Here is a 13,836-nt window from a genome sequence, read left to right on the forward strand (position 1 = left end):
GGTGTTCTGGGTTCACCTGCCGGGCTGCATCCCGCGTTTTTGCTACAGCGTTGCCTCCTAGAGCGTTACGTCGTCTCCTGCCACGTTCACGTCCTCGACGTCGATGTCAGTGTCGATCTCGGTGGTGTTGGTGGTCTCCTCCGAGTAGCTGAGTTCGTTGTCGGCGACAATGATGTTGTCCTCAAGGACCGCAGTCTGCGAGTTGTCCTGGAAGGAGTCCTCGACCTCGACGTCAACATCGGTGGAGTTGTCCTGGAACGAGTCCTCGATATCCACCTCGGTGGTGTTGGTTTCCGTGGTGGAGTTGTCGTTGAAGGAATCCTCCAGCTCCACGTCGATGTCGGTGTTGGTGGAGTGGTCCTCGTTGAAGGAGTCCTCGACCTCTACGCTCTCGTCGTTGAAGGAATCGTCGATGTCAACCGAGTTGTCCGTGGAGTTGTCGGAATTATCGGAGTTGTCGTTGTACGAGTCCTCCGTCGAGTCGTTGTAGGAGTCGTTCGTGGAGTGGTCGGAGTTGTCCGAGTTGTCGTTGAACGAGTCGTCAACATCGACGTCCAGGTCGGTGTTGAAGGAGTCGTCGATGTCCGTCTCCTCGTTGCCGATGTTGACGTCGCCGCCGGCGTGGATCGAGTTGTCCGTGGAGTTGTCGGTCGAGTTGTCCGTGTTGTAGGAATCCTCGATGTTGTTCGAATCCTTCACGTAGGCGTCGTCGCCGGCAGCAACGGCGCGGTCGCCGGAGGCGATGACGGAATCGTTGTCGAACCACTGCTTGACGTCGCCGTCGGCCCAGATGTTCTGGTTGACGGACTGGTCAACAATGTTGTCCCGGTCATCCACGGTTGAGGTGTACGAGTAGTTGTTCACCACGTGGTGCAGCTGCTGGACAGCGTGTGCGTGGTCGTCGCCGCCGTGGTTGCCGCCGCCACCGTGCCCGCCGCCGTGTCCACCGCCACCGCCGTGTCCACCGCCACCGTGGTTGCCGCCGCCGCCGTGGTTGCCGCCGTCGTTGTGGCCGGTCCAGGAGGTGTTTCCGCCGGTGTTGTAATCGCGGTCGAACCGGGAGTTGACCGTAATGGGTGCGTAGTCCAGGACCACCGGCATCGCGGCGTCAACATCTGCCGAGCAAACATGGCCCAGGCCATGGTCTTCCAGGACCTTCTCCGGATCATCCAGGAAGTCCTGCGCGGCCTGGCGGTCGCCGAAGAGGTGCATCAGGAACTGTACGAGGTCGTTTGCGAGTGTCATTTGATGGTCCCCTGGTTTCTCTGAGTTGAGGTTCGCCTGGCGTCGTTGCCGGGCTTGGATCAAACGTAGGGTCCGGGTACAGGACCGGGCATCCGGCTGTTTCCCCCTCCCGGCGGTCCCCCGGCTGGGGAACCGCCGCCGCCCCCGTTAGGGGCATTAGGGGCTTACTCCAGAGGGGGATTCTCCGAGTTCAGGGCAACGCGCAGCCGGGCCAGCAGGTCTGACCGGTTCTCCGCTCCCAGGCGCCGGCGCATGCGGGCAATATGGTGTTCGGCCGTGCGCGGGGAGATGTAGATCGCTTCACCGATCTCCCGGTAGGTCTTGCCCTCGAGCACCAGCCGCGCCACTTCCTTTTCCCGCTCGCTGAGCCCCGTTCCGTCCGGATGCATGCCGTTGCCCGTCTCGGCAGTACCGGTACCGGAGTCGACCGAACCGGGAGCGCCGCCGCCGTTGGAACTGCCCTGCGGGTGAAGGTCGCGGGCGCAGGACAGCAGCCGCACCATGTCCCTGCGGTCGTCCGCCTTCGCGGCGGCGTGCCCGGCCAGCCGGGCACCTTCCCAGGGCATTCCCACCCTGCCCAGGCTCCGGGCCGCCGCCTCGACCTCGGCGGGACTGAACCTGTTGGCCAGCACGGACACCCAGGCCTTGCCAGCGGTGGCCAGCACTGCCGCCAGATGGCTGTGGTTCGCCGCCCGGGCCAATGCTGCCGCGTGGGGGGCCAGGTCCGATGGGCTCTCACTGAGCATGGCCGCCTGGACGGCGGCCCAGTGGAACGGCACTGCCCACAGGGGCGGATCCCCCAGGCGGCCGAGCAGCCGGTTCGCCTCGTCGAAATAATGCACCACCCGGCGGGTTTCCCGGATCCGGGCAGCGGCGATCATCAGTTCGCCCCACGGCAGCAGGCTGTAAAGATCCACGGATGTGTGCAGCATTGCCTCGCGGGCCCGTTCCCAGGCCTTGAGGAGTTCGGGAACGTCGCCGTTGCGGCGTGCGAGGCCAACTTCCAGTGCCGAACACAGGAATTCGTCCCGCGGCACCAGCGGCCAGTGGTTCGTTTTGGAGGCCTCGTTGATGGCGAGCCGGGCGTCCTCGAGTTTGTCCTGCATCATCGCCGACCAGGCCTGCAACAGGAAGAGCCGGGGTTTTGCCGCGTTGCCGCCCTGGCCCGCCGCAGCCGCGGAGCGGCAGACGGTTTCGGCGAGGTGCGGCTCGCCGCTGTGCATGGCCACCAGCGCGGCCAGCGCGGCGGGTGTCTCCGGCATGGGAAGCGCCGCGCCGGCAGCGTTGAGCATGTCCGAGGCATGGATCAGGAGGGGAAGTCCCCGGTGCGGATCAGCCGCCAGGGACTCCAGGAGGCCCTTGCCGGTCTGGGCGAGCGTGGTTGCCAGGAGCGTGGGCGAGGCCGGCGGCGCGTCCGCACGGAACAATGCCTCGGCACCGGCACGGTTGCCGCAGCCGAGCAGTGCGACGGCGGCGAGGGGCGCCGATTGCCCCACCCGGGAGGCTCCCAGCCAGCTGTAGATATCTGCGCCGCGGGCCAGCATCCCGCGCTGCGCCCAGACAGCGGCGGCGACATCGGCCCCACGTCGCACGTCCGGCGGGTCCTCCTCGACCAGGAGGGTGTCGATAATCCGGGTGGCGGTGTCCAGGTCGCCGTCGCCCGCTGCGGCCTGGGCTCGCCTGGCCGCAGTGGCAATCTCGTCGGCCCCTGCCAGCAGCGCTTCACCGTACAGCTGGTATGCCAGTCCTGGATCGTGGTCCAAGGCCTTGTTGGCGGCGTGCTCCAACTCCAGTGCCACCCGGGTATCGGCAAGGCCGCCCCGGGCCAGTTCCCGCGCCACGTCACCCAGCGGCTGCCCGGCAGCGGCGTAGGCGGAGACCAGTTCGCGCTGAAGCGCGTGGACTTTCGCGGTGGGAGCGACCGTCAGCAACGCGTGCTGCGCCGGTCCCACAACAGTGCCATCGGCTGTGAGCAGGCCTGCGGACTCGGCCCGTTGCACCAGGACGTCCAGGCTGTCCACCTCGCCGCCGTCGATCCTGCGCTGCAGGGCGACCGGCAGCGGCCCCGGCAGGGTGAAGCCAACAGACAACGCCAGCAGCAGCTCCCGCACGGCCGCGGTCTCGCCCTTGAGCTGCCTGGCCATTTGTTCCGCGGCGTGGGCCGGCTGTCCCTGGTGGTTCGGCTCCGCAGGAAGGTATGCCGGTTCTTCGACTCCAGTGTGTTCGCCCATCATGCTAGGCCACCGGTTCCGTGCTTGTGGCCGGCTCTGACGGAGCGGGCTCGGAGGGCGGTGGCGGGGCAACTGTTTCAGAAGGCGTCGGCTCGACGGGCACCGGATCCACCGGTGTGGGCTCCGGCGTCGGCTCCACGGGCACCGGATCCACCGGTGTGGGCTCCGGCGTCGGCTCCACGGGCACCGGATCCGGCGGTGTGGGCTCCGGCGTCGGCTCGACAGGCACCGGATCCGGCGTTGGGTCCACGATCACGGGCGGCGGGGTGGTGGTGCCGGGCGCGGTCGGCTCTGTTTTGCCTGGCGCCGGTTCATTCGACCCCGAACCTGTCGTTGGGGTGCCGGTGGGCTCGGTGGTGCCGCCCGGCGTCGTGCTTCCGGTCCCGGAGCCCGTGCCTGCAGCGGCGGCACTGGTGCCGGCCTCGGAGCCCGCGGCGCTTCCAGTGGAGGATGCGCTCTTCTCGGCGGTGGCGCTGGCCGACGGACGGCTGGTGGGTGATGCCTCGACGTCGAGGCCGGCACTTTGCGCGGGTGCCGGCTTCTTTACTCCCGCCTCAATGCCCGCCAGTGGTTCCGCAGCATCGCCGGCGGCCCCCGCCGCTGCTCCGCCGGTTCCGACACCGGCGCCGGACCCGCCGTCGGATTTCGCCTCGGGTGCGGCTTCTGCGCCTGGCTGGAAGACGGATGCCAGACTGTTCAGTCCCTCCGGGCTTTGGGCGGCGGTGGCCGTCAGGACGGTGAGCATGGCGGCGGCGGCCGCGATGGCGGTCAGCCGTACGGTCGGTTTCGGAGCATGCGCCCCGCCATGGTGTACGTGCCCGGGACCGTGGGCGGCAGCGGCACCGGCCGCCGGACCCTTCCGGGACCAGCTGGCTGGCCTGACGGGCATATGGCCGCCTTCGGCGGCAGGATCCGCGGCAGCGGCTTCGGCGTCCTGCTCCGCGGCCGCGGGAGCAGCCTCGGGCTGCGCGAGCACGGCGGACACGGCGGCCCCGAGGCAGATGGAGGATTTGGGATCGGCATCGACGGCGATGGGCCGGTCAAGCTGTTCGGAGATCAGCTGCGCCACGAGCGGGATCCGGGAGGACCCGCCGATCAGCAGGACGGCGGTGAGGTCTGCAGGTTCAAGCTCCAGCTGCGCCAGTGACTGCTCCAGGGCGTCCACGGTATCGCGGACCGGTTCCTCGATCAGGGCCTCGAACTCGGAGCGGACCAGGCGGACCTGCTGCTGGTGGCCGGGCAGGAGCACGGAGATGCTGGCCTCACTGTCCGAGGAGAGGGCTTCCTTGGCTTCCACGCATTCGCGCCGCAGCCGGGCCAGCGCCGCGAGCACGTTGGGATCGTCGGTGTCGAGTCGGGCCAGGGTTTCGCCGGTGTTCGCGGCAACGAAGCGGAACACAGCGGCGTCGAAGTCGGCGCCGCCCAGGTCCTCAATGCCTTCGGGCCGTCCCAGCACCTCGAACCGGTTGCTGCCGGTCTTGCGGAGGACGGCGGTATCGAAGGTCCCGCCGCCGAGGTCGTAGACGGCCACCGTGCTGCCGTCCTCCACCCGCACCTGCGAGGCGTAGTGCAGCGCAGCCGCCTCGGGCTCGGTCAGCAGGGTGACGTTTGGCAGGCCGTGGGCGGCAAGGGCGTCCCGGACCACCGACGTGCGGTGGCTGCCCCAGGCGGCGGGGTGGGTCAGGATGGTTTCCGACGGCGGTTCCCCCTCCCGCTCCGCTGCGCGGTCCGCCACCCAGCGGGCCATGGTGGCGAAGACGTCTTCGGGCGGCAGGGACAAGGTGCCCACGGAGATCGGCACGGAATCGCCGATCCGGCGCTTGAACTCCCGCACCACGCGGCCGGGGGAATCGAGGCCCCGGCGCTCCGCAGCCTCGCCCACCAGGATGGGGCCTTCCTCCGGGTAGTACACCACGGAGGGCACGGCAGAGCCGCGAAGACCCAGCGGAAGGCACTCCGGAACGGGCTTGATCCCCTGCTGGAAACGGACAACGGCGGCTGCCGTGAAACTGGTCCCGACATCAATGGCGAGAACGTAGCTCATGGGGTACCTCAGGCAAACTTGCGTTTCGCCTGCAAACTTCATCACGGGCGAACGTCACCAACGTAGCATCACCGGCGGACCGGGAACACCCCTATTGCTACATCGATTTGTTATTTTCCCGGGCCGCTTCGGGCGTTCCGGAGTATCCCCTGCTCAGAGGCCCGAGTAGGAGTGGAGTCCGTTGAAGAACTGGTTCACGATGGTGAAGTTGAAGATCACGCACAGGTAGCCCACGATCGAGAGCCAGGCTGCCCTGTTGCCGGTCCAGCCGCGGGTGGCCCGGGCGTGCAGGTAGCCCGCATAGACCACCCAGATGACGAAGGTCCAGACTTCCTTGGTATCCCAGCCCCAGAACCGTCCCCAGGCCTTTTCGGCCCAGATTGCACCGAACATCAGCGTGAAGGTCCAGCCGATGAAGGCGATGGCGTTGATCCGGTAGGACAGGTTCTCCAGGCTGAGCGCCGAGGGCACCAGGCGCATGAAGCCGAGCTTGTCAGCCCCGCCTGCAGCCACCGTCTTCTGCCGGTGGGACTGCACCAGCTGCAGGGCGGACATGGCGAAGGTCAGCGTGAACAGCGCGGAGGAGAGCACTGCGATGGAGACGTGGATGATCAGCCAGTAGCTCTGGAGGGCGGGAACCAGGTGCCCCACCGGGGTCCAGTAGGCCACGGAGGCAGCCACCAGCATGATGATGGCCAGGCCCACCACGAAGGTCCCCAGGAACCGGAGGTCCCGCCGGACCAGCACCAGGAGGAACACGGCAATGGCCACGAACGCGCCGGTGGTCAGGAACTCGTACATGTTGCCCCACGGCACGCGCCCGGCGCCGAGCGCACGGGTCACCACGCCCGCGCCGTGGATCAGCGCACCCAGGACGGTCAGGGCCACGGCGACCCGCGCGGGTGCACGGCGCTCCGCTGCGTACTTCATGTCGGCGTCGGCCGTGACCACTCCCCCGGCACCGGCGGCTTTGGCCGTGGACGACGACGGCCGCTCGGCCCGGCCCGCCGGTCCGCCCAGGCGGGCCTCATCAGGGCGGGATCCGGCAGCTGCGGACCCTGCCCCGGCTGCCACCGGGACCTTGGCGGTTTCTTCAGCCTGGGCGGCCTTGAGGTCGATGGCCCGCAGCGCCTTGCTGCTCTTGGCAAGGTCCCAGGCGAAGGCAATGAAGGCAACCGTGTAGGTGCCCGCCGCCAGCAGCATGAAGAGCTCGCTGTACTGGCCCATGGTCTCGTTGATTCCGAACGGCATTACTGGTCCTTTTCGGGCCCGGAGGGGCCTGCTGGGGTGGTTACGGAGGAGGTTTCTGCGGCTGCGTCCCCTGGCAGCCGCCATTCGGTGGAGAACAACTTGCGGAGGGTGGCGGCCTCGGCGGCCAGGCGGTGGTCCTCGCCGCGGGCCAGGAGGCCGTACTCAACCATGGTCCGGCCGTCTTCATGGGTTCCGGTACGGACCCAGGCCCGGCGGCGGTTGACGTACAGGGAGAGGATCAGGCCGGCAACGGCGAGCAGCGCAAAGATCAGGGCGTACAGCTGGCCGGGGTTGTGGTGGATGTCCACGCCGATGTAGCGCTTCACGCCGTCGAAGCTGATGCTGCCTTTGCCGTCGGGCAGGGTGTAGGACGTGCCGGGCGCCAGGGTGATGCCGCCGGCGTCAAGGTTCCGGGCGTTCAGCGGCGTCAGGTCCTCCACGTCCAGCTCGAAGACGTTCTGCGGAGCGCCGTCGTCCAGGCCAAGGTCTCCGAAGTAGGAGTTCAGGGTCAGCTGCGGGTTGAAGAGCTCCGGGTCGCCGCTGAAGGACACGCCCTCGTCCGTGACGAACGCGGTGGGGAGGAAGAAGCCTGCGAAGCCCAGCTGGTCCGGCTTGGCGTCGGGGACCTTGATGACCACGGACGAGTAGTAGTTGTCCCCCTGCAGCTTGGCCACCACGGGCCCCTGCATGGCGATGTTGCCCTCCCCGTCGCGGATGGTCACCACGGGCGCGTAGCCGTTGCCGGTGAGGTAGATGCTGGTGCCGCCCAGGGTGACGGGGTCGTTCACCTTCAGGGTCTCCTGCTTGGCGGGCGCGTCCGGGTTTTCCCTGGTGGTCACGGCGGCGGCGAAGTCGATGGGCTGGCCGAACTTGCCCTGGGACTCCCGGTCGAAAGTGATGTCGAACTTGTCCAGCTGGATGGAGTACGGCTGCAGCTGGCTGGACTGGAAGTTGGTGCCCGGATTGAACTGGTCGTAGCCCACCAGGGTGTTGACGAAGGTGTCGCCCTCCACGAGGATCCGCTGGCCGCTGTAGCCGAACAGTCCTCCAATTGCCACCGAAACCAGCACGCCGATCAGGGAGGTGTGGAAGACGAGGTTGCCCACTTCCTTCAGGAAGCCGCGTTCGGCACCCAAAGACGGCCGCGCGCCGTCGTCGTCCCTCACTTCAACGCGGTAGCCGCGCTTGCGCAGCAGCCCGGCGGCACCATGGATGGCGTCCGACGCCGGGATCCCCGCGGCGGCGGGAATGACCAGTGTGCCGTACTCGGGCAGGCGGGAGAGGCGCTTGGGGGTGCGCGGCGGCTGGGAGCGCATTGCCTTGTAGTGGGCGATGGCGCGGGGCACCACGCAGCCGATGAGGGAGATGAACAGCAGCAGGTAGATGGCCGAGAACCATGCCGAGGAATACACGTCATAGAGCTGCAGGGAGTCCAGCAGCTTGCCGTAATCCGGGTTGTCCTTGATGTACTGGGTCACCACGGCCGGGTTGGCCGGGCGCTGCGGGAAGAGCGAGCCCGGGACCGCGGCCACGGCCAGGAGCAGCAGCAGGAACAGGGCCGTCCGCATGCTGGTCAGCTGGGTCCACGCCCAGCGCAGCATTTCCTTGGGGCCCAGGGCAGGCAGCGCGGCGACGGCCTTGGCCTCCAGCACTTTGCCGCCGGGCTCGTTGCCGCCGGCCTCGGCTGGGGACTTCTTCTCTACGTTCACACGCTCGCTCATCAGATTGGCAACTTCACGTCGGTTTGGAACCAGTACTGCAGCTCGGTCACCCAGGCTCCCCACACCCCGGTGGCCATCAGCAGGCCCAGGACCACCAGGATGCCGCCGCCGATGCGCTGGATGGCCAGGCGGTGCTTGCGGAAGAACGCCATCACGCCCATCCCGCGGCGCAGGGCAAGGGCGATCAGCAGGAACGGGATGCCAAGCCCCAGGCTGTAGACGAAGGCGAGGAACGCGCCCTTGGCGGCGGAGGAACCGCCGGAGAGGCTCAACAGCTGCACGGCCGAGTAGGTGGGGCCGATGCAGGGCGCCCAGCCCAGCCCGAAGGTCAGGCCCAGCAGTGGCGCGCCCCACAGGCCTGCCGGCGGCTTGGCATGGATCTTCGCATCGCGCTGCAGCCAGCTGAAACCGCCCATGAACACCACGCCCATGACGATCACCAGGAGCCCGAGCAGCTGGGTGATCCAGGCGTTCTGGGAGCCCGTGATGAGGGTTCCCAGCTGGCCGAAGGCACCGCCCAGGAGCACAAAGATCACTGAGAAGCCCAGGACGAACAGCCCGATGCCCACCAGCATGCGGCCGCGCTTCTGCTTCTGCAGGTCCACGCCGCTGAGCCCCGTGACGTAGCCCAGGTAGCCGGGGACCAGGGGCAGGACGCAGGGCGAAAGGAAGGAAACCAGTCCCGCGAGCAGGGCCACGGGAATAGCCAGGAGCAGCGAACCGCTCAGGATGGCTTCGGCGAAGGGACTGTTCACGGGTCCGCTACTCTGCCACGGCTGCGGTGATGAGGGCCTTGAGGGTGCCCTTCTGGATCTCCCCCAGGACGCGGGAGGCCACGCGCCCCTCCTTGTCCAGCACCAGCGTTGTGGGTACGGCCCCCGGCGGGACCAGCCCGGACACGGCGAGCAGGACGCCGCCGTCCTTGTCGTCGAAGCTCGGGTAGGTCAGGTTGAACGTCTTGTCGAACGCCTCGGCGGTGGCCTTCTCGTCGCGGAGGTTGACGCCGAAGAACTGCACGCCCTGGTCCTTGAACTCCTGGTGGAGCTCCTCCAGGATCGGCGCTTCAACCCGGCACGGGGCGCAGGCGGCGAACCAGAAGTTCAGCACGGTCACCTTGCCCTGGAAGTCAGCCGGGGCTACTGCCGTGCCGTTGAAGAGCGTGCCGTTGATCTGGACGGCCGCCTTGCGGTCCGCCGCGGCGAACTCCGTGACGGAACCGTCCCCGGCAACATAGTTCTTGTTGTCCCCGGCCTTCGCCTGCTGCGCCAGCGCGTCCTCCTGGGCGCACCCGGACAGGCCCACGGTCAGCGCGGTCAGCGCCAGGCCGCCGGCAGCGAGGACACTGCGGCGGGAGCTGACGGGTCCTTTGCCTGCCGGGGTGTTCCGGAAATTGCTGTCAGTCACTACTAGGCTCCAGGGGTGCTGGCGGCACCGGGAAGAAGGGACGCCGCTGGTTCGCTGTACTGCACGCGCAGGAGCGTGCCGTCGTCGTCGAACACCAGCGACGTGATGGAAGTCAAAGTGCATTCGCGTTTCCGCGGGTCATGCCACAGCGGCTTGCCCTCGGCGTTGAGGCGGGTTGCCCAGATGGGAAGCTGGTGGCTGACCATGATTGCCTCGGGTCCGGCCGAGCCAAAATTGCCGTCCGCCAGTTCAATGGCGCGAAGGCGGGCATCCTGGACCGCCGCCATCACCCGCGAGGCCTGCTGCTTGTACGGCTCGCCCCACGAGGGGCGCAACGGGTTGACCAGCCGGGGCCAGTGCTTGGGACGGCGCAGCTCGGCCTTGGTGACCTTCATGCCCTCGAAGTAGTTCTCTGCCTCGATGATCCGTTCATCGGTGTGGATCTGCAGGCGCAGCGCCTCGGCCGTGGGGGCTGCGGTTTCCTGGGCCCGGTCAAGCGGCGAAGCGGCAAGGTAGGTGATCCGGGCACCGTTTTCCGCGCGCTGCCGGAAGTGCTCGGCGAGCATGCGGGCCATCTCCCGCCCCAGTTCGGAGAGGTGGAATTCGGGCAGCCTTCCATACAGGACGCCGTCCGGATTATGGACTTCGCCATGGCGGAGCAGATGGACAGTGGCTTGGGGCATGTTTACCAGTTTCTCAAAGATGGCGTGCGATCCGAAATCTTCCACAGGTGCTTTCTACAAAGAGTAGAACTGAAGTTTTTGAAGAAATGTTCCGAGACCGGGAACAAAAGATGCAAATGCATGTTTATACTGGATGCAGCAAGATAGTTGAGGCTTCAACAGATGAAGGTTCAACGCAACCGTTATCCGGCACGCACGAATCAAGGAGCATCACCATGGCACTTCCCGCAGACATCACCACCGGCACCTGGACCCTCGACAACTCCCACAGCGAGATCGGCTTCACTGTCCGCCACGCAGGCATCAGCAAGGTCCGCGGCCAGTTCACCGACGCCGCTGCCACCCTGGAGTTGGCAGAGGATGTGGCCGACTCCAAGATCCAGGCCACCATCAACACCGCCAGCTTCGACTCCGGCGATGCCAACCGCGACGGCCACGTCAAGGGCGAGGATTTCTTCGACGTGGAGAAGTTCCCGGAAATCTCCTTCGTCTCCAACGGCCTGGTGGCCAAGGGCAACAGCTACGAACTGAACGGCGACCTCACCATCAAGGGCGTTACCCGCCCCGTCACCCTGGAGACCGAGTTCAACGGCGTGGCCGTTGACCCGTTCGGCAACACACGCGCCGGCGTTTCCGCCGAGACCACCATCAGCCGCAAGGATTTCGGCCTCACCTGGAACGCCGTCCTGGAAACCGGCGGCGTCCTGGTCAGCGACAAGGTTGCCATCAACCTGGAACTGGCGTTCATCGCTCCCGCAGCGTAAGCAGCCCTTGGAAACCTCCGGCACCGGCATGCAGCCCGGTGCTGGAGGTTTTCCGTCTTAATGGTGTTGGTCGTACCGGACCGCGCAGTGAAACCCTCGCCCGTTGCGCGGGAGCAGTCCCTGCGCACCGGGCCTCGCCGTGACACCGCCGGGCGGGACTACAGTGAACGCCATGAGCAACTCTTCCCGCCTGCCGCAGAACGGCCTGGGCGCGCTGTTTTCTGTTGCCGGCCGGCCCACTGAAATAAAGGTCTCGTTCTGGATCTGGTTCATTGGCGGGATCCTTGCCCTGATGGGCGGACTCCTGGGGATGCTGGCGTCCCTGGTGCTTTTTGCGGCCGCGCCCGCGGCCGCCGCAGCCGTCGTCGCACTGATGCTGCTGGCCGCCGCCGTCGGGGCCGCGCAAATGGTCTTCGCGGTCAAGATGAAGGCCGGCCGCAAGTGGGCGCGGGTGGCCCTGACGGTGCTTGCCGGGATCACCCTGGTCCTTGCCGGAGTTAATACGTCGTCGGGCATGGGGCAAAGTGCCGGAAACTGGACGGCCTTCCTGGTCAGCCTGGCGGCAACGGTGCTGATGTGGCTGCCGAATGCCCAGGCCTGGTTTGCCGCCGCCCCGGCGCGGAATACCTCCGCAGAATGACCCACAAGGCGGCAGCCCGGGGGTACGGTGGACTTAAGCCTTGCTGGGGGTTCGGCGCAGGACCGCTCCCGGCAGCTCCCTGGAATCCGACCTGCAGAAGGACCGCTCATGAGCACTCCTCCAGTCCCGCCGCCCGTACCCAACGATGACCAGTCCGGAAACCAGCCCGGCAGCCAGCCCCGCTACGGCGAAAACGCTCCGCAGTACGGCCAGCCGTACGCGCAGAACCCGCCGCAGTACGGGCAGAACGCGCCGCAGTATGGTTCCCAGCCGCCGTCGGCCCCGCAGTACGGACAAAACGCACCGCAGTACGGGCAGAACCCGCCGCAGGCTCCCGGCTACGGCCAGCAGCCTTTCGGCCAGTCCTCCTACGGCCAGTCCCCGTACGCGCAGTACCCGTCCGAGCAGCCCCAGCCTGCCGGCGCCAACGGCGTCCCCCAGCTCGTCAACATCTCCTTCTGGCTGCTGATCGCCTCCGCCGTGATTTTCGTGGTCTCCCTGCTGACGGGCCTGACGCAGCTGGATGACCCGATGTTCCGCCAGACCTTCGAGGACCAGATGGAAGCCGGCGGCGCCACGGGCGTTACATACGAGGACATCAAGGGCATCATCGCCGGCACTCTGGTGGTGTTCGCCATCATCGGCGCAGGCTTGTACCTGCTGGTGGCCTTCTTCGTCCGCAAGGGCAAGAACTGGGCACGCATCCTGGGCACGGTGTTCGCGGCCCTGTCCATCTTCGGGCTGTTCGGTCCGCCCACCATCGGCACCCTGGGCACCCTGCTGGGAATCGCCGCCATCGTGCTGCTCTACCTGCCGGCTGCCGCACCCTATTTCCGGAAGCAGCAGCCGTTCGCCAACCCGTACGGCGGCGGCTTCGGCAACCCCTACGGCCGGTAATACCCGCTGACGAAAGCGGCCCGGGATGCGCACTGCATCCCGGGCCGCTTTTCTTGGTCCCGGCTACAAACATCGAAGCGGGAACTCATTTTCCGCCCGGTGGCGTGCCGGCGACGCGGGTGCTCACCGTCGACGCGGGTGCTCATTTTCGCGGCCCAAATTTGGGTGTCGCCCGGACATCTGAGCGTCACCGTGGAACGTGCGCGTCCTAAGGGCAGGCCCGGGGGCCGGCCTCAGGCAGTCTGCCCCGGGGCCTGCGCCCGCTGTGCGTGATAGGCCAGGATCTGCAGCTCGGTGGCCATGTCCACCTTGCGCAGGTTGACCCCTTCCGGAACCTGGAGCATCACGGGGGCGAAGCTGAGCACGCTGTGGACACCGGCGGCCACCACCCGGTCGCACACGCCCTGGGCCACGGCCGCCGGGAGCGCCAGCACCACCATGTTGGCTCCGGTGCGGTGCAGGACGGTTTCCAGGTCCGCAACATCGCTGACGCGCAGCCACCCCACCTCGTTGCCCACCACCATCTGGTCGGCGTCAAAGATGGCCACGACGTCGAAGCCGCGGGACTCGAATCCGCCGTACCGGGCCAGGGCCTTGCCCAGGTTGCCCGCGCCCACAATGGCCACTTTCCAGTCGTGGGTAAGCCCCAGGGCGGCGGCAATGTGGCGGCTGAGGTACTGCACCTCGTATCCCACTCCGCGGGTGCCGTAGGACCCCACATGGGACAGGTCCTTGCGCAGCGTGGAGGAGCTTACTCCTGAGGCTTCGGCGAGCGACTCGGAGGAGACGCGCTCCACCCCGTCGGCAAGCAGGGTGTTGAGGGCGCGCAGGTAGAGCGTCAGCCGGGCTACGGCCGCGGGCGGAATCTGTTTGGCCGGGGTGCCCGTGGCGTCCGGAAGATCCGGGACAGCCTGGGGAGTCGAGTCCAGCGAAGTCACCAGCCCCTCCCTTGAGTC

Annotated in this window: 12 protein-coding genes; 3 read left to right on the forward strand and 9 right to left on the reverse strand. The window is 67.3% G+C overall.

What is annotated here, in order from left to right:
* Positions 1 to 57: 57 nt before the first annotated feature.
* The 8 genes from G205_RS02985 to G205_RS03020 all read right to left on the reverse strand — a co-directional run bounded on the left by G205_RS02985 (position 58) and on the right by G205_RS03020 (position 10,579).
* A complete protein-coding gene (locus G205_RS02985; protein WP_009356667.1) occupies positions 58 to 1,245 on the reverse strand; it encodes an IniB N-terminal domain-containing protein in 1,188 nt (395 codons plus the stop codon).
* A 164-nt stretch (positions 1,246 to 1,409) separates the two neighbouring features.
* Entirely contained in the window at positions 1,410 to 3,479 is a 2,070-nt protein-coding gene (locus tag G205_RS02990) for a LuxR C-terminal-related transcriptional regulator (RefSeq protein ID WP_009356668.1), read from the reverse strand.
* A gap of 1 nt (position 3,480) precedes the next feature.
* Entirely contained in the window at positions 3,481 to 5,520 is a 2,040-nt protein-coding gene (locus tag G205_RS02995; RefSeq protein ID WP_009356669.1) for an Hsp70 family protein, read from the reverse strand.
* A 153-nt stretch (positions 5,521 to 5,673) separates the two neighbouring features.
* Positions 5,674 to 6,771 (reverse strand): c-type cytochrome biogenesis protein CcsB, encoded by a 1,098-nt coding sequence (gene ccsB / locus G205_RS03000; RefSeq protein ID WP_009356670.1) that lies wholly within the window; start codon positions 6,769 to 6,771, stop codon positions 5,674 to 5,676.
* A complete protein-coding gene (gene resB / locus G205_RS03005; RefSeq protein ID WP_009356671.1) occupies positions 6,771 to 8,492 on the reverse strand; it encodes a cytochrome c biogenesis protein ResB in 1,722 nt (573 codons plus the stop codon). Before resB ends, ccsB begins: the two co-directional genes overlap by 1 nt.
* Positions 8,492 to 9,247 (reverse strand): cytochrome c biogenesis CcdA family protein, encoded by a 756-nt coding sequence (locus G205_RS03010; protein ID WP_009356672.1) that lies wholly within the window; start codon positions 9,245 to 9,247, stop codon positions 8,492 to 8,494. The genes resB and G205_RS03010 overlap by 1 nt, the downstream gene beginning before the upstream one ends.
* A gap of 7 nt (positions 9,248 to 9,254) precedes the next feature.
* The gene (locus tag G205_RS03015; RefSeq protein WP_009356673.1) at positions 9,255 to 9,896 is read right to left on the reverse strand and encodes a TlpA family protein disulfide reductase; all 642 of its coding nucleotides are present in this window, start codon (positions 9,894 to 9,896) and stop codon (positions 9,255 to 9,257) included.
* A gap of 2 nt (positions 9,897 to 9,898) precedes the next feature.
* Positions 9,899 to 10,579, reverse strand: coding sequence for a histidine phosphatase family protein (locus tag G205_RS03020; protein WP_035751897.1), 681 nt, complete (start codon positions 10,577 to 10,579; stop codon positions 9,899 to 9,901).
* Between the two features lie 215 nt (positions 10,580 to 10,794).
* Between G205_RS03020 and G205_RS03025 the strand changes: the two genes are divergently transcribed.
* From G205_RS03025 to G205_RS03035, 3 genes are all read left to right on the forward strand, one after another.
* Positions 10,795 to 11,343 (forward strand): YceI family protein, encoded by a 549-nt coding sequence (locus G205_RS03025; RefSeq protein ID WP_009356675.1) that lies wholly within the window; start codon positions 10,795 to 10,797, stop codon positions 11,341 to 11,343.
* A gap of 172 nt (positions 11,344 to 11,515) precedes the next feature.
* Positions 11,516 to 11,983, forward strand: coding sequence for a hypothetical protein (locus G205_RS03030; RefSeq protein WP_009356676.1), 468 nt, complete (start codon positions 11,516 to 11,518; stop codon positions 11,981 to 11,983).
* Between the two features lie 108 nt (positions 11,984 to 12,091).
* Positions 12,092 to 12,880 (forward strand): heme-copper oxidase family protein, encoded by a 789-nt coding sequence (locus G205_RS03035; RefSeq protein WP_009356677.1) that lies wholly within the window; start codon positions 12,092 to 12,094, stop codon positions 12,878 to 12,880.
* Between the two features lie 233 nt (positions 12,881 to 13,113).
* On the opposite strand, the gene G205_RS03040 is transcribed toward G205_RS03035, so the two are convergent.
* A complete protein-coding gene (locus tag G205_RS03040) occupies positions 13,114 to 13,818 on the reverse strand; it encodes a redox-sensing transcriptional repressor Rex (RefSeq protein WP_009356678.1) in 705 nt (234 codons plus the stop codon).
* Between the last annotated feature and the right edge of the window lie 18 nt (positions 13,819 to 13,836).

This window comes from Arthrobacter nitrophenolicus (assembly GCF_000332815.1).
GTDB classification, from domain to species: Bacteria; Actinomycetota; Actinomycetes; order Actinomycetales; family Micrococcaceae; genus Arthrobacter; species Arthrobacter nitrophenolicus.